General features: G+C 44.5%; 18 protein-coding genes. 8 read left to right on the forward strand and 10 right to left on the reverse strand.

The window, feature by feature from the left end; all coding sequences use genetic code 11:
* Positions 1 to 8 precede the first annotated feature (8 nt).
* The 6 genes from ACHUFM_RS01445 to ACHUFM_RS01470 all read right to left on the reverse strand — a co-directional run bounded on the left by ACHUFM_RS01445 (position 9) and on the right by ACHUFM_RS01470 (position 7645).
* A complete protein-coding gene (locus ACHUFM_RS01445) occupies positions 9 to 896 on the reverse strand; it encodes an AraC family transcriptional regulator (RefSeq protein WP_394178859.1) in 888 nt (295 codons plus the stop codon).
* Positions 897 to 1042: 146 nt separating this feature from the next.
* Positions 1043 to 2410 (reverse strand): sigma-54-dependent transcriptional regulator, encoded by a 1368-nt coding sequence (locus ACHUFM_RS01450; protein ID WP_394178861.1) that lies wholly within the window; start codon positions 2408 to 2410, stop codon positions 1043 to 1045.
* A gap of 1 nt (position 2411) precedes the next feature.
* Entirely contained in the window at positions 2412 to 4487 is a 2076-nt protein-coding gene (locus tag ACHUFM_RS01455) for an ATP-binding protein (RefSeq protein WP_394178863.1), read from the reverse strand.
* 70 nt (positions 4488 to 4557) lie between these two features.
* The gene (locus ACHUFM_RS01460; RefSeq protein ID WP_394178865.1) at positions 4558 to 5508 is read right to left on the reverse strand and encodes an AEC family transporter; all 951 of its coding nucleotides are present in this window, start codon (positions 5506 to 5508) and stop codon (positions 4558 to 4560) included.
* Between the two features lie 34 nt (positions 5509 to 5542).
* A complete protein-coding gene (locus ACHUFM_RS01465; protein WP_063331850.1) occupies positions 5543 to 6220 on the reverse strand; it encodes a response regulator in 678 nt (225 codons plus the stop codon).
* 18 nt (positions 6221 to 6238) lie between these two features.
* Positions 6239 to 7645 carry an ATP-binding protein gene (locus tag ACHUFM_RS01470; protein WP_394178867.1) on the reverse strand — a complete coding sequence of 469 codons (1407 nt, stop codon included), beginning with the start codon at positions 7643 to 7645 and terminating at the stop codon, positions 6239 to 6241.
* 235 nt (positions 7646 to 7880) lie between these two features.
* Between ACHUFM_RS01470 and ACHUFM_RS01475 the strand changes: the two genes are divergently transcribed.
* The 3 genes from ACHUFM_RS01475 to ACHUFM_RS01485 all read left to right on the forward strand — a co-directional run bounded on the left by ACHUFM_RS01475 (position 7881) and on the right by ACHUFM_RS01485 (position 9878).
* Positions 7881 to 8774 (forward strand): acyltransferase, encoded by an 894-nt coding sequence (locus ACHUFM_RS01475; RefSeq protein ID WP_394178869.1) that lies wholly within the window; start codon positions 7881 to 7883, stop codon positions 8772 to 8774.
* Between the two features lie 126 nt (positions 8775 to 8900).
* Entirely contained in the window at positions 8901 to 9617 is a 717-nt protein-coding gene (locus ACHUFM_RS01480) for a YebC/PmpR family DNA-binding transcriptional regulator (protein WP_394178871.1), read from the forward strand.
* Between the two features lie 63 nt (positions 9618 to 9680).
* Positions 9681 to 9878 carry a DUF1289 domain-containing protein gene (locus tag ACHUFM_RS01485; protein WP_113874949.1) on the forward strand — a complete coding sequence of 66 codons (198 nt, stop codon included), beginning with the start codon at positions 9681 to 9683 and terminating at the stop codon, positions 9876 to 9878.
* Positions 9879 to 9895: 17 nt separating this feature from the next.
* Here ACHUFM_RS01485 and ACHUFM_RS01490 read toward each other — a convergent pair whose 3' ends face one another.
* On the reverse strand, positions 9896 to 11122 hold the full coding sequence (locus ACHUFM_RS01490; protein ID WP_394178873.1) for a glycosyltransferase: 1227 nt from the start codon (positions 11120 to 11122) through the stop codon (positions 9896 to 9898).
* Between the two features lie 168 nt (positions 11123 to 11290).
* On the opposite strand from ACHUFM_RS01490, the gene fabV reads away from it, so the two are divergent.
* Together fabV and ACHUFM_RS01500 are read left to right on the forward strand one after the other, a co-directional pair.
* Positions 11291 to 12493: an enoyl-ACP reductase FabV gene (gene fabV / locus ACHUFM_RS01495; protein WP_394178875.1), complete on the forward strand. Its 1203-nt coding sequence runs from the start codon at positions 11291 to 11293 to the stop codon at positions 12491 to 12493.
* A gap of 116 nt (positions 12494 to 12609) precedes the next feature.
* Positions 12610 to 13146 carry a hypothetical protein gene (locus ACHUFM_RS01500; RefSeq protein ID WP_394178877.1) on the forward strand — a complete coding sequence of 179 codons (537 nt, stop codon included), beginning with the start codon at positions 12610 to 12612 and terminating at the stop codon, positions 13144 to 13146.
* Here ACHUFM_RS01500 and ACHUFM_RS01505 read toward each other — a convergent pair.
* The 3 genes from ACHUFM_RS01505 to ubiG all read right to left on the reverse strand — a co-directional run bounded on the left by ACHUFM_RS01505 (position 13123) and on the right by ubiG (position 17795).
* Positions 13123 to 16233, reverse strand: coding sequence for an insulinase family protein (locus tag ACHUFM_RS01505; protein ID WP_394178879.1), 3111 nt, complete (start codon positions 16231 to 16233; stop codon positions 13123 to 13125). The two genes, ACHUFM_RS01500 and ACHUFM_RS01505, sit on opposite strands and share 24 nt — an antisense overlap.
* A gap of 74 nt (positions 16234 to 16307) precedes the next feature.
* Entirely contained in the window at positions 16308 to 17051 is a 744-nt protein-coding gene (locus ACHUFM_RS01510) for a YciK family oxidoreductase (RefSeq protein ID WP_394178881.1), read from the reverse strand.
* A gap of 21 nt (positions 17052 to 17072) precedes the next feature.
* Positions 17073 to 17795, reverse strand: coding sequence for a bifunctional 2-polyprenyl-6-hydroxyphenol methylase/3-demethylubiquinol 3-O-methyltransferase UbiG (ubiG, locus tag ACHUFM_RS01515; protein ID WP_394178883.1), 723 nt, complete (start codon positions 17793 to 17795; stop codon positions 17073 to 17075).
* A gap of 355 nt (positions 17796 to 18150) precedes the next feature.
* Between ubiG and gyrA the strand changes: the two genes are divergently transcribed.
* The 3 genes from gyrA (at position 18151) to pheA (ending at position 23084) form a co-directional block, all read left to right on the forward strand.
* The gene (gyrA, locus tag ACHUFM_RS01520) at positions 18151 to 20805 is read left to right on the forward strand and encodes a DNA gyrase subunit A (protein WP_394178885.1); all 2655 of its coding nucleotides are present in this window, start codon (positions 18151 to 18153) and stop codon (positions 20803 to 20805) included.
* A gap of 74 nt (positions 20806 to 20879) precedes the next feature.
* A complete protein-coding gene (gene serC / locus ACHUFM_RS01525) occupies positions 20880 to 21959 on the forward strand; it encodes a 3-phosphoserine/phosphohydroxythreonine transaminase (RefSeq protein WP_394178887.1) in 1080 nt (359 codons plus the stop codon).
* A gap of 3 nt (positions 21960 to 21962) precedes the next feature.
* The gene (gene pheA / locus ACHUFM_RS01530; protein WP_394178889.1) at positions 21963 to 23084 is read left to right on the forward strand and encodes a prephenate dehydratase; all 1122 of its coding nucleotides are present in this window, start codon (positions 21963 to 21965) and stop codon (positions 23082 to 23084) included.
* Positions 23085 to 23088: the final 4 nt, after the last annotated feature.

The raw sequence follows: 23088 nt of genomic DNA on the forward strand, positions 1-23088 counted from the left end.
CCTATTTCTTAATGAATTTGGCCGTAATGATGACTACTGACGCCAAAATGTTTAATAAAAGCGGCTTCAAACTGATCTTCAGAAAAGCCACTTTCTGCCACGATGTGAGATTTAGCCGTTGGATCTTGTCTTAATCTCGCCGCAGCGTATTTTATCTTGCTTTGAGTGCAATAGCTTTCAATTGATTGTCCAACAATCAAATAGAAACCAATCATCAATGCTTCAGTATTCAAACCCGTTAAGGTGGCCAGTTTTTGGACCGTAATCTTGTCGTGTTCTGGTGCTTCAATCAGATTCTGGGCATGAAACAATTTACTCTGGCAATCTTCACAGCGAGAGAGGTGGCTGAGCATTTGTAATTGCTCAATCAAAGTAAAAATAACCGAATAAATATGACCTGCTAGGCTAATGGCGTGGCCGTTATGAGTTAAAACAGGTTCAATAGTTTGTTTTGTTTTGCTGGTCATTGGCAGACTAATGGTTGTGCCGTTATCCGATAGGGCTGTTTGCATAGAAGAAAAATGCTGGATGATTTGATCTTCCGTTTCACCTAATATAGAAGCCAATAAACTTGGGCTAATGCAAATTTGCAGTAGACTTTGTTGCTGGTCTTTTGTCATCTCGAAATGACCACTAATTGGGCTTGCTTGGTAGCGTATTTGTACGGATTGAATGTCTTCAACTGAACGAATGGCTTGAGTGCCAAGAAACGAAAAATACAATCCAGTCTGAGCTTCTTCTTGCAAGGTAACGTCTTGTTGAGCCTGTATGTGGTGGTTCAATAAGGTTAAGTTCGGCAGTAAAGACAATAGATGCTTATGACCAGATAAGACATCAGCAACAGGTTCTTTTACCTGCCCTTGGTTGTCGTAAATATCTTGCATGTGAATTTGCATCTCATCGTGCCTCTAACCTGATAATGGTTATCATTAAAGAGGTTTTTTTGAATGAATGCAAGTGATTCTCATTAAATATTTTATATAAATTTTCGCGACCTGATATTTTTCCTCCATAACCAACTTAGAAAGCTTTATACAGAGGGCTATTTTAAATAGTCAGCTCTATTAAGGCCGTATTTTTGCATCTTTTGGTTCAAGGTTCGTCTTGGGAGTTGCAGTTGCTCTAGCACTTGTTGGATATTACCTTCTTGCTGATTTAGGCTGGCTTCGATCAAACTGCGCTCATATTCTTGTACTTTGACGCTTAAGGGTAATGGCGTTAGTGTGTCGATCTGTTCCTGTGCTTGGTAGCCCGCCAAAATTTTAGCAATACTGGTGTTGGCTTCTAGGGCGTAGCGGAGGGCGACGTTCCTTAACTCTCGAACGTTTCCAGGCCAGCCATAGAGCGTCAGAGTCTCCAGATCAATGGGGCTGAGAGGCCGAAATTCGCCACCTCTTTCTTCAATGGCTTCTCGACAAAAATGTTCGAATAATAAGGGAATATCTGAACCCCTATGTCTGAGTTCGGGTAAGTGTATTTGCGATACATTTAAGCGAAAGAATAAGTCTTGTCGAAAGTCTGCTGTGTTTTGTAAGTCTTGTTTTGCGGCCGCGACCACTCGAAGATTAATACTGATAGTCTGGTTACTGCCAATGCGTTCGACTTGGTTCTCTTGTAACACTCGCAACAGTTTAATCTGCATAGCAAGGGGCATGCTTTCAATTTCATCGAGAAATAGGGTGCCGCCACTGGCTAATTCTAATTTGCCAATGCGTTGCTTGTGGGCACTGGTGAAGGCACCCGCTTCATGGCCGAAGAGTTCACTTTCAAATAGGTCAGCTGGGATTGCCGCACAGTTAATGGCGACAAAAGGTTTTTCTCGACGTGGGCTGGTGTCGTGTAATGCCTTCGCGACCAGTTCTTTACCGCACCCTGTTTTACCATAGACAATCACATGGGCGTCAATGTTGGCAAAGGTTTGAATTTGATGTCGTACTCGCACGATCTGTTCATCTTGGCCAATGATGGACTCTTCTAAGCCGTGCAGATCACCGAGATATTGGCTTTGATTCGCCATCTGTAACTGTGTTTTTCGAGCTTGTTTGGCTTTTTCAACAGTCTGGATTAAGCGATTTGGGTCGAATGGTTTTTCTAGGAAATCAAACGCTCCGTCGCGCAGGGCATTGACGGCTGTATCAATATCACCGTGTCCAGTGATTAAAATAAAGGGTAATGATGGATCTTGTGCAAGACATTGGTTCATTAACGTCAGGCCATCCATTGGTGACATGCGAATGTCACTGACCACAATACAAGCTTGTTCGGGTTGAAATTGATCGAGTAAGGTTTGGGCTTGGTGAAACTCTCTGACGTCATAATCAGAAAGCCTTAGCCATTGCGCCGTAGTCGAACGTACTATCTCGTCGTCATCGAGTAACCATATTTCAATTGAAAAAGTGTCGTTTTGCATTTTATGCCTTTAATAAACGTAATCGGAAAACCAATTCTGCCGCATCATTATAACTTGCTTGCAATTTACCGTTCATGTCTTTGGCTAGGTTGGCGCTGATTGCCATACCCAAGCCCAAGCCTTTGCCAATGGGTTTGGTGGTGAAAAAGGGTTCGAATATATGTGCTAGTTTGTCTTTCTCAATACCAGGACCATTGTCTTTAAACTGCATTTCTATATAGCGATCATCGGAACTCAATGAAATGTCGATGGCAGGTGTGATGTTGGCCTCAGCACACGCTTGGATAGTGTTGCTGATTAAATTTGAGAAGATCTGTTCGAGCCGGCTCGGCTCGGCTAAGACTAAGTCATTTCCATGGCTGTGTAATTGATGGGTGAGGTGGTGCGCTTCTTCACCTAGGTGATGAAGTGCGCTTTGAAAGCATTGATTAATAGATGTCGGTGTCAGTTGTTCTGGACGGCGATAAGCAAAAACCTTTAATTCGCTGGTGAGTTTTTGCATTCTCACCACCAGTGATTCCAGGTCAGAGACAACCTTTAGTGCTTGTTCTGAGTCTTGTCGTTTTAGCAGTAATTCGGCGGTATAGGTGAGTGTACGAATGCCTGTTAAGGGTTGATTCAACTCATGGGCGATGGCGGTAGACATCTGACCGATGGCTGCCAATTTTTCGGTTCGAAGAAGTTCTTTTTGTGCGGCTTGAAGGGCTTGGGTTCGTTCCAATACTCTGTCTTCCAGTCTAGCATTGGCTTCAAGTAAACTGAGTTCGGCTTTTTTACGTTTGCTGATGTTCAGTAGAGTGACCAGATAACCTAACGAGTGATCCCATTGCAAAGGGGAGACGGATAGTAACGCAGGAAACGTATTGCCATCATGCTTTTGTAGAATCACCTCTTGTTCGAGGAGGTCCTCATTGTTATGAATGTCACCGCTGCTCAGTGCACTTAGAAAGCGTCGCGCCGTTTGGTTTTCAGAGCGCTCCGGTAAAAACGTCATCAGATTGTGTGAGATAAGAAGGTGGTGTGCGCCAAAGTAACGTTTGCCCATTGGGTTAACAAAGGAAATGTGACCTTGGTTAGTGAGCAGCAGCAAGCCGACATGAGTGTTTTCGATGAGCACCCGTTGTTGTAAGACGCTGTTGGCTATGAGATGTTGGTTTTCTAACTTGGAAGCAATCTTCAGTGATCTTTCTCGTCGATACAGCCAGAATACAAAGAGTAAAGTGAAAAAGCCTAAGCTCACCCAAGCCATGTTATGCGCTGTTTTTTGTATGTTGTTTAAGCTCGAAAGATAATGAATTTGCCATTTTAAATCGTCCAGTAACACATCTTGTAATAAGTAGTGCTGATCGTTTAAACGATAGGTTTTGGCATTAGTGTGATCAAGAAATTGAATGGCTTTGGGGCTATTAAGCCAGTCGCTGGTGATGACGCGGTTAAGTTTGTTGGCGACAAACACCAGATCGTTTTGGTCTGTCATGACCACAAGATCATCCAGTAGGTTCCAACGTTCAATCAAATCATTGACATTGATTTTGACAGCAATGGCTCCGGACAGTTTGCCTGTTTGGCTGTAAACTGGTGCCAGAGCTAAATGTGCAGATTGGAACGCCGTTGGACTATAACCAGAAATAAGCAGGTATTCTCCCTGATATTCTTTTAAGGTGTCACTTAGATCAGCAAGATTAAAATAGTCTTCCAGCTTGAAGTTAAGAGATTGTTCGCTGGACAGCAGTTCCTCCCCTTTAGCGGATAGGATAAACCAGTCTTGGGTTTTAGAGACATGTGTTAAGTCTTCAAGTTGTCGCTGCATTTGTTGTTTTACAGTCTGCTCATTTGGGTCTTGCATGAAAGCCAGTAAGGTAGGATTGTCTGCTAAAGCATATGGGAGGATCTGATAATTTTTGAGTTCATTGCGTAGTTCAATGACATAGTCCAGCAGTCTGTCTTGGCCCTCGTTATGCTTTTCGATAATGAGAACCTGATAGGCTAACTTGTTTACGATGAAAAACAGCAATACCATGCTAGCCAGTCCTAGGCTGACAAACAACAGTCTGTGTTTTTGAAATAATGCGATCAAGAAAAGGCTCTATTTGTTTTGGCGGTGATTTTTACCAGCACCTATCTTACTCAGGTTACCGTCAGTCGCGTTAGATAAGTGCCAAACTGCGTAACAAAGTAACGCCAATGCTGGTGGTAATCAAGGACGCCAGTGTAGTGATAACAATGATATTCGCAGCAAGAGTGGAGTTGCCGTTCATCGCTCGCACCATGATATAACTGGCAGACGCACTGGGTGCGGAAGACATTAGGAAAAGAACCCCAAGTTCCATGTCTCGATAACCCAGTAGATAGCCACCGAATGTCAGTATCACAGGAATAAATATGAGTTTTCCGATAGAGGAAAGTACAGCGCCAAATAAATCCTTACGCATTGAACTAAAGCTTAATGATGCACCTGCACAGAGTAGTGCTAGCGGTAATGTCATTTGCGCAAAGTAGTCGCCGGCTTTGTGTAAGGTGGTCGGAAGGTGAAGTCCAAAAATGGAAAATACAAAGGCGGTAACAATGGCGATGATCAAGGGGTTTTTCATAATGCCCTTGAAGATGCCTTTTAAATTGGTATTGCCGCCAAGGCCGCGAGTTAAACCAATGACCGACAATATGTTGAATAGAACAGTGACGCCGCCCAAATATACTGATGCTACGGCGAATACAGCATCGCCATAGGCATTGACGCAGTATGCTAAACCTATGATGCCCATGTTAGAACGAAACGCCCCTTGAACCAGTACGGCACGCTCTGCTTTGTCTTTGATCCAGATCGGCATGATCAGTTCTAAGGCAAGGTAGGTGACAACCACAGCCAGCATGGCATAAATAACCAGTGAAAAGTCCGTTTCACTGGTTAAGCTGGTTTTTGAAATGCTGATAAAAAGTAGGGCGGGTAAGGTGACGTTGAACACCAGTTTAGACGCAGTATCGATAAAATTGTCATTGATGATGCGAACTCGATAGAGAATGATCCCCAATGCCAAGATTAAGAATATTGGCATAGTAATGGAAAACGAGAATGCCAATACGTCTAAAAAGTTGTTCAACTTATGTCCCTTTTACTGGTTGTTTTGGTGAGGCTTAGTCGTTGTTTTCGAAACGATAACCCGCACCATACACAGAGTGAATGACATTAAGTTCAGGTGCCACGGCAGAGATTTTCTTACGCAATTTCTTAATGTGACTGTCGATAGTACGGTCACTCACCACGCGACTGTCGGCGTAGATGCTCTTCATAATGAGGTCACGGCCAAAAACGCGTCCAGGCTCTTTGATTAGTAACTGAAGCAATTGAAACTCGACTGTAGTTAGGTCGATCAGTTCGCCTTTGTAAGTCGCACGTAGGCGATCCACATCAAGATCAAATCCATCTGTGCGAGGCGATTCTTCTTGGTCAAGTTCAACGCGACGCAAGTTAGCTTTTACACGAGCAACGATTTCACGAGGGCTGAAAGGCTTACAAACGTAATCGTCAGCGCCCATTTCAAGGCCGATAAGACGGTCAATTTCTTCAGCTTTCGCTGTGACCATAATGATTGGAACACCACTGAATTGACGTACTTGTTTACAGATTTCAACACCGTCTAGGCCTGGTAGCATGAGGTCAAGCAAAATCAGGTCAACCTGATTGTTTTTAATGTAATTTACCGCCACGTCGCCACGGTCAAGATGATGATGTTCGTAACCTGCTTGTTCTAGGTAAGCTCCCATCAACTCCGCTAATTTTGGTTCATCTTCAATAATCAGAATTTTGCTCATAATGTTACTCGTTCCATATCAGTTTAAAGGGAGTTCTATTTTTATGCCTAAACCGCCAATTGGAGAATGGTAGGCGTTAATTTTACCTTGATGGCCATTTACAATGTTGGTGCAAATAGCAAGACCTAAACCGCGCCCGCCAGTGGCTCTATTACGTGAATTTTCGATGCGATAGAATTGTTCGAAGATCCGTTCTTTTTCTTCTTCGCTTACGCCTGGCGCACTGTCTTCAAATAGGATAACGGCTTTCTTGCTTTGTTTCGATAGACTTACCTTCAATTTTCCTGGGGCATTTGTGTATTTTAGTGCGTTATTGATTAAATTTGAGAAAAGTTGGTGCAAACGATCGGCATCGCCTGTCAATGTAATGGGGGTATTTTCTAAATCTTCAAATTCAATGTCTAGTCCAGCTTCATTGAATGGCAAGGTCATGGCTTGCACAGCTTGCTCAACGATGTCGTTCAGTTCTAGTTCTTCCATATCATAATTTAGACTGCCCATATCGTGCATAGACAGCTGGTTTAGATCATCAATTAAACGAGTTATGTGTATGGTTTCATGTTGCAACGATGCCAAACTTTCTGGAGTTACTTTAATGATGCCATCTTGCATCGCCTCGATTTCACCGCGTAAAATTGCGACTGGTGTTCTGAGTTCGTGAGCCGTATCGGCTACCCAGCGTTTGCGAGCTTCACGGGTATTTTCTAAGGTGCAAGCTAAGTGGTTAAAGTCGCAACTTAGGTCCGCTAATTCGTCGGTACCTTTTACTTCAATACGTGTATCAAATTGCCCAGCGGCGAGTTTTTTGGTTGCCATGCGCATAGAACACAAAGGACGACTCAACCATTGTGCTAAAGGCCATGTGAGCAAGGCGGCAATAGCCAGCATGAAAGCAGAAATTAACAAGAAAGCTTCGCCTTGTTGTTTAACAAAACGCAGAGTTTGATCTTGAACCAGCTCACGTATGGATCTCAATCCCACATAACCAACCACTCTGTCATCGACTTTTACCGCGTGCGTTTCTGCGCTGGCAAAAGGTGTGGAACCGATGATAGGACGTTTCTGTAGATCAAACAGTAAAAAACGTTGGCGATAATATTGTGATGGATAAATAAGGTCCAAATTGGGGGTGCTTGGCGGCGGCACAAGGTCGCGTAGGTTTTCCAATTTGGCTTTATGCCACTCTCTTTCCATACGACTTTCTTGTACCAAGAAATACCAATCATCATAGTAGATGTATAGGTTGGCTGTACGGTTGGCCATTTGCTCTAGGAAATCTCGGTCTCGTTCTGTTGCATAGGAAACAAAGCCTCGATCGAAACTCCACTGAAACACTTGCCACATGGAAACAATCAATAAAATGTTACTAAGAACAAAAACGGCAAAGAGCTTGTGTCGAATCTTTAAGCCTTTAAATGCAGTCATGGTTGAGCTTGAATTCCTATTTATTATCCAGCAAAGCGTCGCAGGAAATGGGTGAAGACGATATGAGAACGGGTCTTATATCAAGCTAATATTTTATAAATACGCTAATCGTATGTTTACTATACAGTTTCTTAGCAAAACTTGGCTACTTGTCAGACGTGTAAATAATGAGGATTTCCATTCTGCCACTAGCTTTAGTATTATGCGCAAAAATTATTCTAATAGAGTTACGATAATGCCCAAATTACCTGCTGTTCGAGCAGTCATTTCCCTTTCTTTGATCGTGTTAAATACCTTGTTTTGTTTCTTGCCGGTGATGTTTTTGGCAATCCTGAAGTGTCTTTTACCAATCGCGTCGATTCGAGCCCGTTTGAATTTATTATTAGATCACATTGCGACCTTTTGGATTGGGGTAAATAACGTCAATCAACGTTATTTAGGTCGATCTCACATTACGGTGTCAGGGCAGCAAACCTTGCTCGAAAAAGACTGGTATATGCTAATTGCTAACCATCAATCATGGGTGGATATCTTGGTCTTACAGCGTTTGTTTAATCGTCGTATTCCCTTTATTAAATTCTTTCTAAAGAAAGAATTGATCTGGGTGCCTTTTATCGGGTTGGCATGGTGGGCATTAGAGTTTCCTTTTATGAAGCGCTATAGCCCGGCATTGTTAAAGAAGCGTCCGGATTTAAAAGGCAAAGACATTGAAGTAACAAAAAAAGCGTGTGAAAAATTTCAGCATTTTCCAGTGTCCATCATGAATTTCCTAGAAGGAACACGTTTCACCGCCGAGAAACATCAGCAACAAAACAGTCCGTTTAAGCATTTGTTGTCACCTAAAGCGGGTGGTTTGTCGTTTGCATTAAATGCAATGGATGGCAAGTTGCACCAATTAATTGATGTGACCATTGTTTATCCCAACGGAGCTCCGAGCTTTTTTCAGTATCTGTCAGGTAAGGTTAAAGAGATTAAGGTGCACGTTCGTACCATGCCAATCGATTTGAACTTACTGGGTGACTACCAGAATGATGCTGACTATCGGCACCATTTTCAGCAATGGGTTAATGCATTGTGGTTGCAAAAAGATAAGCAATTTGACGACTTGCTAACGCCTAGCAAGTCGTAAGTGATTCTGACTCGATGACCGATTAACCTCCATAGAGTGAGTGTTTTATCCTGTTATTGGAGTTCCTTCTTCTGGTGGTACGAGTTAGAATCTTTCTTTTAAATGGGTAATCAATAGGAATAAGTAATGGGCAGAGCCTTTCAGAATCGCAAAGAGTCCATGGCAAAAACTTCTGACCAAAAAGCCAAGGTTTACAGTAAATACGGCCGTGAAATTTATGTTTGTGCCAAGTCCGGTGGTATTGATCCAAATGGCAACCTTGCGTTGCGTTCATTGATTGATCGCGCGAAAAAAGATCAGGTGCCAACCCACGTTATCGATAAAGCAATTGATAAGGCCAAAGGTGGCGGCGGAGAAGATTTTGATACGGCGCGATATGAAGGCTTTGGTCCGGGCAACACCATGGTCATTGTGGACTGTCTTTCAGATAACCCAAACCGTACTTTCGGTGACGTGCGCACTTGCTTTAACAAGGTGAAGTGTAAGATTGGTGGTCAGGGCAGTGTGAGCCACATGTTTGACCACAGCGCCATCTTTGTCTTCAACGGTGATGATGAAGAAGCCGTGCTGGAAGCTTTGATGATGGCTGACGTAGATGTGACCGACATCGAATTGGAAGATGGTAAAGTCACCGTATTTGCGCCAAACACAGAATACGCTAAAGCAAAGAGCGCTTTAACAGATGCGTTTGGCGAGATTGAATTTGACGTCGACGAAATTCAATTCGTGGCGCAAAACATGACGGAAATCTCAGGCGAAGAGGTTGAGCAGTTCGATCGTTTCCTAGATTTGTTGAATGACTTAGACGATGTTCAGCGTGTTTATCATAACGCAGAATATTAACTGATTAGGCACCTTGCTTCTTTAGTGAGGTGCCAGTTTTTCCTGTATTGGCTGGAGACACCAATGGATCATCATGAAAATAAGGTGCCATCCCCGTGCGTCAATGTTTGTTTTCTAAATGAAGACGATGTATGTGTTGGTTGTTATCGTACTGGTCATGAAATTAGTCAATGGGGGCGAATGGACGTCGCGTCTCAGCAAGCGGTGATGGAAAAGGTGCGCGAGCGAGAAGCGGCCAGCCAATTTGTCAGTCAATCCTAACCACACTTTCTTAATGATTATTCCTGTTTGTTTTTCAACTCAATCCATTGCGACATATATTGCGTGCTCTTTAGGCTGTGATGTCTGAGCATTAAGCCTAAGAAATGTTGCTGGCGAAGTGGGTTTTTGAGCTGTATTTGCCGCGTCAATCGATTGATTAATTTGCTTTCCCATTCACTGGCTTGATAGCGAGCTTGTAAGATCTGCAAACCATTTTTCTGCATCAGTTGCCAGCTTTGTTGGTCTTCATAGAGTGACACGGCGGCTTGAATAAACTCATCCATATCATCTGTAATGATGCCGTTCCAAGGCCATTCACCATGCATGGATTCAGCGCCAGTAGGAGTGGTAATGCTCGGGGTTCCGACTTCCATGGCTTCGACTAATTTACCTTTAATACCTGCACCAAAGCGCAACGGTGCTAAGCAGATCCGAGCGTTTGCCATCACTTTTTTGGCGTCTTCTGCCCACCCTTTGATATGAAATCCTTGTTTAGGGTTATGCAGTTGGGTGGCTTTAGGGGGAGGGTAAGCACCGTAAATATGCAGTTCAGCATGTGGTAGCCTTTGACGTATCTTCGGCCAAATTTCTGTTTTTAATTGCAGTACCGCATCCCAATTTGGCGCGTGGCGAAAATTGCCTATGCTGATGAAGTGTTGGCGTTGGTCAAATGCAACGAGTTCTTCGACTTCAGTTGGTGTGTCCAGCATAAATGGCAAATGCATTAGGTGCGTCTCAGGTACATGAAACTTGTCTTTTAATAGCTGGGTTTCAAACTCCGAAATCATCAGAGTTAAATCACAACGGTGTATGGCAGCGATTTCTCGTATGCCTTGTTCGCTGTATAGATCGGTTAGTTGGAATTCACGTTGTGCTTTCAGTGCATTGTGTCGGGCTTGTCTGAGTGAATGCAGATCTTCTGTGTTTAGCACGCGCAGTGACTCTGGGCTGAATTTTTCTACACGCCAGCCAAATTGTTCTTCCATCATGAATCGATCGAAGATGACAATGTCTGGTTTTTTGTCAGCTATGTAGTGGTCAAAAGTGTCACTGTTGAGTTCGATTTGGTCTTGTTGGATGTTGAGTAGGCTGAGGTCGGCCATGTGGTCACTGAGTTGTGCAGGGCTAGCAAAGGTAATGTGCCACGCTTGATTGTAGAAGCTCTGCAGTAATTGCATCATGCGACTGCCTGCGGCAGAGGAGTTGGGTTCTGGCCAAACATAGCCAATCACTAATACTTGCACTTGAATCTCTTCAATGTCGACGGAGGAAGTTTTTGATTCTGTATTTAAACGAGAATCAGGACATATTGTTTCGGCTATTGTATCATGGCGGTCACATTTGTGTTGCCTGTCTCATTTGAAGGGATTGTCAGGCAAGACGTAAGCAAAACATGATGTTGAGAAAATACTATGATCATTAAACCAAAAATTCGTGGATTTATTTGTACAACGACTCATCCAGTGGGCTGTGAGCAAAATGTAAGAGAGCAGATTGCGCTTACAAAGAAAAATGGCGCTATTGAAAATGGCCCCAAAAAAGTACTCGTGATTGGTTCTTCTAGTGGTTATGGTCTTTCTTCACGTATTGCTGCAGCGTTTGGATCAGGCGCCGCCACTATTGGTGTGTTCTTTGAAAAACCAGGAACAGAGAAAAAGCCAGGCACAGCCGGTTGGTACAATGCAGCAGCATTCGATAAAGCAGCGAAAGAAGAAGGCCTGTATGCGAAAAGCATCAATGGCGATGCATTCTCTAACGAAGCCCGTGACAAAGTGATTGAGTTGATCAAGGAAGACCTTGGTCAAATTGATATGGTGGTTTACTCATTGGCGTCGCCAGTTCGTAAATTACCTGAAACAGGCGAAGTGGTTCGTTCTGTATTGAAGCCGATTGGTCAGCCATACCGTTCTACTGCCATTGATACCAACAAAGATGTTATAATTGAAGCGGAAATTGAGCCGGCAACCGAAGAAGAGATCGCAGCAACCACTACCGTAATGGGTGGTGAAGATTGGGAGTTGTGGATGTCTTCGCTTCAGGAAGCGGGCGTATTAGCAGAAGGTGTTCGCACTGTTGCTTATTCTTACATTGGTTCTGATATCACTTGGCCTATCTACTGGCATGGTGCTCTAGGTAAAGCGAAAGAAGATTTGGATCGTGCTTCTGCTGCCATCAACACACAATTGTCTGCATTGAAAGGCGGGGCAAATGTGGCGGTTCTTAAGTCTGTGGTCACTCAAGCGTCTTCCGCAATCCCAGTTATGCCATTGTATCTAGCGATGGTGTTCAAAGTGATGCGTGAAAAAGGTCTTCATGAAGGTTGTATGGATCAGATCTATCGTATGTTTGCAGAGCGTTTGTTTAATAACCATAACCCTGCAGAGCTTACAGATGATGCCAATCGTCTGCGTTTGGATGATTGGGAATTGCGAGATGACGTGCAGCAAGCTTGTCGTGACCTTTGGCCACAAGTGAATGATGAGAACTTATTTGCGAAAACGGATTACCAACTTTACAAAGACGAATTCTTGAAGTTGTTTGGTTTTGGTATCGACGGTGTGGATTATGAAGCGGATGTGAATCCGGTAGCGGATTTTGAGGTGATTACCCTGTAATCGACTCAAGCTATTGAGAGGCGTTCCGATAAAAGGAGTTCAGAGGTCATCTGAACTCCTTTTTTATTTTGGGTATATCTCTTATAGTGTGGTTATTGGATTTGCTTGGTAAGACTATGAAGCCTGTTTGTTATGTGTTGTGTGTCTTTTCTTCGGCTGTGTTGGCGCAAACAGTTGAGCGCCAGCCTGTGGAAATTATTTACGGCAACCAAGTGATCCGGGCTGAACATCAAGTCGTTCTCAGTTCAAAAGAGGAAGTGTCGATTATTCCGGTAGATAAAACCTCGCAAGAGCGTAAGCCAAATGTCGTGGTGTCTTCTAATGCTTCCGAAGCATCCTACTTAGAAGAGAATGCCATCGCTCAGCGTGAGCAAGAAATTTACGATGAGGTGAATCAACGAACCAAAGACGCACCCTTTACGGTTTTATTTACAGGGAATGTGCCGGAAGAAATTGAGGAAAGAAGGTTGCGTATGATGCCTGAAATCGGTCTCTTAAATGAGCGTGGTGACACCGTGTCAGCCGAAGATGTTAAGCCTGAAGTGGGCGACTTCTCGCCAATTGGACAAGGTGTTTCACCTATTCCTTCTGGAAAGTCAGGTGAATCGTTGCAAACTAAGCAGAAGAAATTAGAGGCTCTGATTGGTGGCTGAGGTTTCTTGCCAAATGGCCTGATCCCCAGTTAGTTCATCTGGAAAGGCTTTGTTATGCACAATGATACGAGTGGTCTGACCGGACTCAATTTTCTGTTTTACAAAACGAACAAAATCCTCTTTTTTAATCTGCTCTATGACATCAATCCATTCTTCTTTGGTTTTAAAGTTAGGTTCGGATTTGGCGATTTGAGGCCACTCTTTTAGGGCATTTTCACTTAGATTTTTTGCTTCTCGTATGGCGTTTGCCAGCATGGCATTTTTTGCCGCTTGGAAGGCTTCGTCCGTTAGGTTTTTTAACTTGATTTCCTGTTCATCTAAAAAGCGCTCAATGGCTCTGATTAGGGTTAAATTATCTTTGTTTGGGGATTGCACCAGCAAACCTAAAATGGGGGTGTTGCGGATGCTTAAATTTTGCGTGCCGACAATGTAGCCCATTTGTTTTTCTGTTCTCAGTTCTTGGTAGAATGCACTCTTTAATAATGTATTTAATAAGGTGAAATAGCACTTTTGAGCGATGGTGGTTGGGGATTCGTCCTGACCTTGATGGCTGGTGTCAATGAGGGTGTATAAAATGACGCTGTCATCACTGCTGGAGGCAAATGCTGCGTGAAGTTTTTGCTGTGGCAAAATGCGCTTGGTTTCTATTTTGACTGGGGTGTGTTCAATTAGGCGGCCAATAAAGCGCTGGTATAAAGTGTCAGCGAGTTTTTGGGAGTTTGCTTTGGTAATGTTGCCAGTACTGTAGCCTACTATGTTAAAGCGCTCTCTGGCCTGTTTGATGAAGCTTTCGTAATCGCTAAAGGATAAGTCCTGTAATGCTTGCTCTAGGGCGTCTGTGGTGTAGCTGTTTTTGGTGATGAGGGTGTTGAACGCTGTGTTCGCAATACGAAACGCTTGGCGATTTTGTTGATTCTTAAAATCTTTTGCTAATTGTTGTTTGGCTTGTTCGAACTTTTCTCGATTGGGGCGATAAAGAAAGAGTTGGTCGACTAGCCAGGTTAAGTATTCACCTTGTTTGTCAGAATAGCCGTTAGTGCGCAGGGTGACGCCATTGACGTGTGGATAAAAGCTGTAGCCCAAACCCGCAACATAGGGTGAGTAGGTGGCTTCACTGATGCTGGCATTAAATAATCGTGTCCATAATCGATTAGCGAGCATGTGTTTGGCGGTATCGCCGGCATGATCAAAGCGGATGGCTAAAAAATTCATCGCTGTTGGTTTGTTAAAGCTCGGATCAGATTTATGCCAGAAGCGGAAGCCTAGTTCTTCAAATACCACCGTCGGTTTGTCTTCCACTTCCTCTATAAGTTCAAGACTATTGGGAATGAAGAGGTTTTTTTGCGGAAGACTAACGAAAGTGCTTTTTACCGCTAAGGTCATCATGTCTAAAAAGGTTTGGCTAAAATGATGATTACTATATTGGGTTTGATACCAGGGTTCTTCCTGCCAATTAGAGGGTTCGGCAGCCCAGTCTTCGGGGAAGGTTTGTTGGCTGGCGATTTGTACCAGTAGATTATTCGGTGTTAGTTGTTTTAAAAGTGCTTGAACGTCTTCTTGTGCGGCGGTGTTCTCAATTCTGTAACTGCCAAGTAAATCGGTCATGTTGACCTTTAACATGCGGGATGAAAGTGAGCGGGCCAAACGAATGGGTGTGACATAGCTTTGGTTGTTAAACATCAAACGGCTGAGTTTTAGGCCTTCATCCAAGTACATGGGATTCACGGGTGAGGATTTAAGTAGGCTGATGGTGGCGAAAAAGTGTTTCGCGACATCGTTTATGTGTTTCATGCCCTTATTGGTCAGGTTGATATTGACCGTGAAAAAGGCGTTGTGACCGTAATCATTGCTCGTCGAGGCTGAGATGCTGGTGATGAGATCCTCTGATTTTAAGGTTGAGTAGAGAGACTGCTTGTTTTCGTTGCCCAAAATGTATGACAGGTAGCGCGTAGGTTGGGTTTTGTAATTCTGCCCTTGTGCTGGGATTTGGTAGTAAAAACGAATGCTGTTGCGATCAGATAGTGAGTGCACAAACTGAAGTTTTGGTGATGCTAAGTCGCTTTTGATTAGGTTTGGATAAGTCTGATCTTGGTAAGGTTTGCTTGGGTGTTGTGGAATATCAGAAAAATAGCGTTGTGCTAGGTCTGCCAATTGCTCATGGCCTAGATTTGCGACCAACACTAAAGCCATGTTTTCAGCATAATAATGTTGCTGATATAAATTCATTACCTGTTCTCTCAAAGATTGATTGGGGCGGTCTTTGAGTGTTTTTAAATTGCCTACCGTAAAGCGACTATAGGGGTGCTCTGAGTTGATGAGCGTTTTGAGCGCTTGGTTGTTGCGACGACTGTCTGTTTTGATTTTAGCTTTGTACTCTGCGTCAACGGCATTTTTTTCCCTCTGAGTGAGCGATTCGCTAAACAATGGGGTAATGAAGAATTGTGAAAACCTGTCGAGAGCGCCTTCATAGGCAGACGGTTTTACGTCAAAAAAGTAGTTGGTGTTGTCTGTGCTAGTGTAGGCGTTGTGTGTCCCGGCGTGGTTGTGTATGAAAGATTGATAATTGCCAGATTCTGGGTATTTTTCGGTGCCAAGAAACAGCATGTGTTCCAATAGGTGAGCAAGTCCGAGTTGTTGGTTTGGATCTTGGAAGCTGCCGATTTTGACAGAAAGTGACGCGGCAAACTTTTCGGCTTGCGGGTCGCTGACGAGAGTGACTTTGAGTCCATTGGGTAAGGTAATGAAGTGGTATTGACTCTGGTCGGTGCGACTTTTATGTGGCATCTCTTCTATTTCACCAATTAAGTGGTGCTTGGTGGTTAGGTCTGTGCCTTGATTTGTTGCTGGTGTGTTTATCTTGGTTGAGGTGGTTTCTTGTACCTGTGTGTTGTTCTTCGGCGTATCTGTACTGGCGTGCGACGATGGCTTAGGTTGTGCAGGTGAAGTGTTGCCCTCGGCAAGGATAGGCTTCGCTGCTTGAGCGGCATCAGCTTGTATTTCAGACGGAATGGTTTCTTGTGCTGAAAATAGAGCACAACTAAAAGAAAGGCCAAACAGGCAGCAAAGGATGGTTACGGCTTTAATCATGAGTTCAGATTAACTGATGCCGCTGAATGGATGCAATGGGGGAGTGCGCCCCCATTGCTGAAATTACGAATTATTTATTGCGCATTGATGGATTGACCATTAATTGTCAGGCTGTCTTTACCCATTAAGTACAGATAAAGCGGCATGATGTCGTTGGCCGTTGCGAGGGTTTGAGGGTCTTCATCCGGGTAAGCCGAAGCACGCATGGCGGTTCTAGTGGCGCCAGGGTTAATGGCGTTGGCGCGGATGTTAGGGTTGCTGTCACTCAGTTCACTGGCAAACAGACCCATCATGGCTTCGGTCGCAAATTTTGAGACGGCATAAGCGCCCCATTTAGGTTTCGCGGTACGACCCACTCCAGAAGACGTAAAGATAATGGAAGCCGCTGATGATTGCTCTAGTAACGGAAAAAGGGCTTGTGTCAGCATGAGTTGGCTCATGACATTGACGCGCATGACCTGTTCAAACAGAGTTGGGTCGTAGTGTTTCAGTTCGGCTCTGTCTCCTAATAAGCTGGCGTTGTGTAAAATGCCATCAAGCTGGCCGAACTCACTTTTTAAGGTGTTGGCTAGTTCTAAGTATTCATGCTCGGAAGTGCCATCCAGATTGAGCGGTACGATGGCGGCTTGTGGATATCCTTGGCGTTCAATTTCGTCATAAACCGCTTCTAGTTTTTTGGTTGTGCGGCCCAATAGAATAACCGTAGCGCCATGTTTAGCGTAAGCGAGGGAGGCGGCTTTTCCTATGCCGTCTCCTGCGCCTGTGACTAAAATGATTTTGCCTGATAGTAGTTGGCTTGGGGCTTGATAATCGAACATATCTCCTCCTTATGCCTTGTGTTAGGCGGTGGGTTTTTGGGTGTGCATTAAATAGTTAACAGACACGTCTTTATCAGTGAGCTTGTAGACTTTGGTTAGTGGGTTGTAGGTCATGCCTGTCATGTGCTGAACTTCTAATCCTGCCTCGCGCGCGAAGCTGTTTAATTCAGCTGGCTGAATAAATTTGGCGTAGTCATGTGTCCCTTTTGGTAGCATATTTAGAATGTATTCAGCGCCAATGATGGCGAACAAATAGGCTTTCGGGTTGCGATTGATGGTCGAGAAGAATACGTGACCACCAGGTTTGACTAGTCTCATACAGGCGCGAATGACCGACGCTGGGTCTGGGACGTGTTCAAGCATTTCTAAGCAAGTTACAACGTCGTATTGCTCAGTTTCGCGATCGGCAATTTCTTCTGCTGTGATGCGTTCATAATCAATGTCTAAGTTTGATTCTTCACGATGAAGTTTGGCTACTGCAAGCGGTGCTTCGCCCATGTCGATGCCTTTTACTTGAGCACCATGTTTAGCCATGGCTTCAGACAGAATGCCGCCACCGCAGCCGATGTCGATGACTTTTTTTCCTTCTAACCCAGTGCGTTCATTAATGTAGTTGGTGCGCAGTGGGTTGATGTCGTGTAAAGGTTTGAATTCATTTTCTGTGTCCCACCAACGGCTGGCCAGTGCTTCAAATTTGGCAACTTCATCAAGATCGACGTTGGTTTGTTGAGTATTCGTTGTCATGGATATGCCTTATATACATTGGATGATTGATACGTCCGGTGGGTTGGACTCAGGTTGTTGTGGCGGTCAAGGGTGCGAAAAAAAGACCGCCTGTGGTCATTAAGATAAGTATAGCGTTAAGACTTTATAGAGACCAATAACAATTCTTATTTTGCACTTTTCATGGGCAAGATTTTGACCCCGGACAAAGAATTTTACGGAGCAAATTTGCAGTGAGATCATAATTACACGAATAGGCAACAAAACATCTTGCTGGAAGGGGTGTTATTTATTTCCTTGTGGTATAATGCGGCGCTTATAAAAAAGATATTAGGAAGCCCTTCGGGCTTACGAGGCATAAGGATCGATTGTATCTATGGGTGAATTAGCCAAAGAAATTATTCCCGTCAGTATCGAGAATGAACTTAAAGGGTCTTATCTCGATTACGCGATGAGTGTTATCGTGGGTCGCGCATTACCAGATGTACGAGATGGGTTGAAACCTGTTCACCGTCGCGTTCTATTTGCGATGAATGAACTTAAAAATGATTGGAATAAACCGTATAAAAAATCAGCGCGTATCGTTGGTGACGTAATCGGTAAATATCACCCGCATGGTGACTCTGCAGTTTACGATACGATAGTCCGTATGGCGCAACCATTTTCCATGCGCTACACCCTAGTCGATGGCCAAGGTAACTTTGGTTCGGTTGATGGTGATAGTGCCGCAGCGATGCGTTACACCGAGATCCGTATGGAGAAGATTTCTCATCATCTTCTCATGGACTTGGAAAAGGAAACGGTCGACTTTGTACCTAACTACGACGGTACAGAGTTCATGCCTGAAGTCTTGCCGGCTCGCGTGCCTGGACTTTTGGTCAATGGCTCAGCGGGTATTGCCGTTGGTATGGCCACTAATATCCCACCACACAATTTAGGTGAAGTGATCGATGGTTGCTTGGCTGTCATTGACAATAATGATATCTCAATTGATGAGTTGATCGAACATATCCCAGGACCTGATTTTCCAACAGGGGCCTTTATTAATGGCCGTGCTGGCATCATTGAAGCCTATAAAACAGGTCGTGGCCGTATTTATATGCGTGCTCGCCATCATTTTGAAGACATGGAGAAAGGCAATCGCCAAGCCATCGTCTTTACTGAAATTCCTTACCAGTTAAATAAAGCCAAAGTGATTGAGAAGATTGCAGAGCTGGTAAAAGAAAAGAAAATTGAAGGCATTAGCGAATTGCGCGATGAGTCTGACAAAGACGGTATGCGCATCGTGATTGAATTGCGCCGTGGTGAGAACCCAGACGTAGTCGTAAACAATATCTTTACTCAAACTCAATTGCAGTCTGTATTCGGGATGAATATGGTGGCCTTGGTTGATGGTCGTCCACAGCTGCTTAACTTGAAACAGATTTTAGAATGTTTCGTTAAGCATCGCCGTGAAGTAGTGACTCGTCGAACTATTTTTGAATTGCGTAAAGCGCGTGAACGTGGCCATATCTTAGAAGGTTTGGCGGTAGCGTTAGCGAATATCGATCGCGTGATCGAATTGATCCGAAACTCACCTACTTCCGCAGAAGCCAAAGAGAAGTTGGTTGCCGAGTCATGGCAACCAGGTAACGTCATGGCAATGCTTGAGCGAGCTGGTTCGGATGCGTGTCGTCCTGATGACTTGGCGCCAGAGTTTGGTTTTGTTGATGGTACTTACCATTTGTCACCTGAGCAGGCACAAGCCATTCTGGATTTGCGTTTGCACCGTTTGACTGGTCTAGAACATGAAAAATTAATGGACGAATACCGTGCATTAATTGATTTGATCGGTGAGTTGCTGGAAATTCTATCTAACCCAGATCGCTTGATGGAAGTGATTCGTGAAGAATTGGAAGACGTGCGTGAAATGTTCGGTGACGCTCGTCGTACTGAAATCCTCACGTCTCGCCAAGATCTGACCATTGCGGATTTGATTGATGAAGCGCCTATGGTGGTGACCATCTCGGATACGGGTTATGCCAAGTCACAACCGCTTGAGGAATATAAAGCTCAGCGTCGTGGTGGTCGTGGTAAGTCTGCATCGGCAATGAAAGAAGAAGATCACATTAATCACCTATTGGTAACCAGTAGTCATGACACTGTGATGCTGTTTACCAACTTCGGTAAAGTATACTGGTTGCGTGTGTTTGAAATTCCGGTGGCCAGTCGTTCTTCGAAAGGTCGTCCGATTGTGAATTTGTTGCCATTGGCCGAAGGCGAACATGTTTCTGCGCTATTGCCATTAACCGCACCTGAAAAATCCGATTCTGATGAAGAAGAGGAAGTACAAGAGGCAAGCAGCTATATCTTTATGGCAACGGCTAACGGTACGGTGAAGAAAACGGCGATGGAGCACTTTGCTCGTCCACGTTCTACTGGTCTGATTGCGCTGAATTTAGACGAAACAGACGCTTTAGTTGGTGTAGCGCAAACGACGGGTGAGAACGACATTATGTTGGTTTCGAGCTCAGGTAAAACCATTCGTTTCTCTGAGAGTGATGTGCGCCCAATGGGCCGTACGGCTGCTGGTGTTCGTGGTATCCGCCTAGGTGAAGATGCGAAAGTCGTGTCTCTTATCGTTCCGCAAGAAGGTACTGCTGTGCTGATGGCTTGTGAGAATGGTTACGGGAAACGTACTTTGGTTGAAGACTTCCCAGTGTATGGCCGTGGTGGGCAAGGGGTTATCGGTATCCAAGTCTCTGATCGTAATGGTCCAGTGGTTGGTGCGACTCAGGTAGAGGAAACCGATGAAATCATGTTGATCACGGATCAGGGGACGTTGGTTCGAACTCGTGTTAGTGAGGTGTCTTGTCAAGGGCGTAATACCCAAGGTGTGACATTGATTCGTTTAACCAATGACGAACACCTAGTGGGTGTCGTTCGTGTTGAAGAAGACGAAGAAACTGATGACGAGGATGATGAACTACAGGCACCTGAGGCCGATAATCAAGCCGCGGCGGCAGAAGAGCCCGACGCAGCAGAAGATTAAGTAGTAATAAAGCGGCGCACTTGATGCGTCGCTTTTGTTTAGATTGGATCCTGATTTTTAGAGGTAAACACGGGATGAGTCGAGTATACAATTTTTGTTCTGGTCCAGCGGCACTTCCAGAAGCGGTATTGAAGAAAGCCCAAGCTGAGTTGTTGGATTGGCATGGTGCTGGTGTTTCCGTTATGGAAATGAGTCACCGTAGTGCAGAGTTTATGTCAATCCTAGCGTCAGCTAAAGCGCGTCTAAAGCGCTTGCTAGAGATCGGCGATGGCTACGAAATATTGTTTGTGCAGGGCGGCGCGTCTACTCTGTTTGCTCAAATTCCAGCGAACTTGGCGAATGGATATGATTCGGCTTGTTATTTAGATACTGGTGCTTGGTCGACGAAAGCGATTAATGAAGCCAAGAAGTACACTAATGTTAAGGTCGTGGGCTCCTCTAAAGCAGATAATTACACGTATGTGCCGAAATGGTCTGATGTTGCATTGGATGAAAGCGCTGCGTATTTACACCTTTGCCCGAACGAAACCATTGGTGGTTTAGAATTTGCGGATTTGCCTGAAACGGATTTGCCGATTGTGGCAGATTTGTCGTCAACTATCTTGTCTCGCAAGATTGATGTCAATAAATACGGTGTTATTTACGCTGGCGCACAGAAAAACGTTGGTCCTGCAGGTATTGTGATTTGCATTATCCGCAAAGACTTGCTTGCTCGCAGTGATGATTCTTTGCCATCGATTTGGAATTTTGCCAATTTGGCGAAACATGACTCAATGGTTAATACGCCGCCGACTTTCGCTATTTATTTAGCTGACTTGGTATTTGAGTGGTTGGAAGAGCAGGGTGGTGTCGCAGCAATGGAAGCGGTTAACCAGGCGAAAGCGAAAGCCTTGTATGATTTCATTGATCAAAGCGCATTTTATGCGAACCCAATCGCGCCAGAAAATCGCTCACGTATGAATGTGCCGTTTACCTTGGCAGATGAATCGTTAGAAGCCACTTTTTTGGCAGAGTCTGAGGCCGCTGGCTTGCGTACTTTGGCTGGTCACCGTTCTGTTGGTGGTATGCGTGCCAGTATTTACAACGCTATGCCAATGGAAGGTGTTCAAGCCTTGATTGATTTCATGAAAGCCTTTGAAAAACGTTACGGGTAATTTATGTCTAATTCAAAAACTGCTGTGCCAGACACCTTGCCGCTATTGCGAGATCGCATTGATAGTATCGACTCACAAATTCAGTCCCTGATTAATGAGCGTGCCCGCTGTGCTGAAAAAGTGGCTGAAGTGAAGTTGGCTGAGCAGGGCGATGAAGCTGTTGTTTTCTACCGACCTGAGCGTGAAGCTCAGGTATTGCGACGTGTTATGGAGCGCAATGAAGGACCGCTTGGCAATGAGGAAATGGCGAAAATTTTCCGTCAGGTTATGTCTTCATGTTTGGCTTTAGAAAAACCCATGCGCATTGCCTTTTTAGGGCCTGAAGGTACTTTTACTCAGCAGGCTGCATTGAAGCATTTTGGTAAGTCCATTATCAGTGCGCCGATGGCGGCAATTGATGAAGTGTTTCGTGAAGTGGAATCCGGTGCGGCTAACTATGGTGTGGTGCCGGTTGAAAATTCTACTGAAGGTGTGGTGAACCACACTTTGGATACCTTCCGAGATTCGCAATTAAAAATTTGCGGTGAGGTGGAAGAGCGAATTCATCATCATTTGTTGTTGAGCCCTAATGTAAGTGCGGATGATGTGACACACATTTATTCTCATCAGCAATCTTTGGCTCAGTGTCGTGCTTGGTTGGATCGCTATTGGCCGCATGTGGAACGTGTGGCGGTTAGTTCTAACGCTGAAGCGGCACGTTTGGCTGCGGAGGCGGGGCGAAGTGGGCGAGCTATTGCGGCGATCGCCGGTGAAGTGGCATGTGAATTATACGATTTGGTGAAGGTGTCGGCTAACATTGAAGATCGCCCTGACAACACGACTCGCTTTTTGATTGTGGGCACGCAGGATGTGCCAGCAAGTGGTAAAGATAAAACGTCATTACTGATCAGTGCGAAGAATGAGCCGGGTGCTCTGTATCGTTTGTTGGAAGCGTTTGAGCGTCATGGTGTCGACATGACTCGCCTAGAAACGCGTCCATCTTTGATGAGTCGTTGGGGTTACATCTTTTACATTGACTTTGTTGGGCATTATCAAGATCCAGAATGTCAGGCTGTCATTGAGGAGCTGCGAGATCGTGCTTCTGAAGTAAAAGTGCTGGGCTCTTATCCTGTGGCGGTGCTGTAATTAG

The sequence above is a fragment of the Marinomonas posidonica genome, assembly GCF_043643765.1.
Lineage (GTDB): Bacteria > Pseudomonadota > Gammaproteobacteria > Pseudomonadales > Marinomonadaceae > Marinomonas > Marinomonas posidonica_A.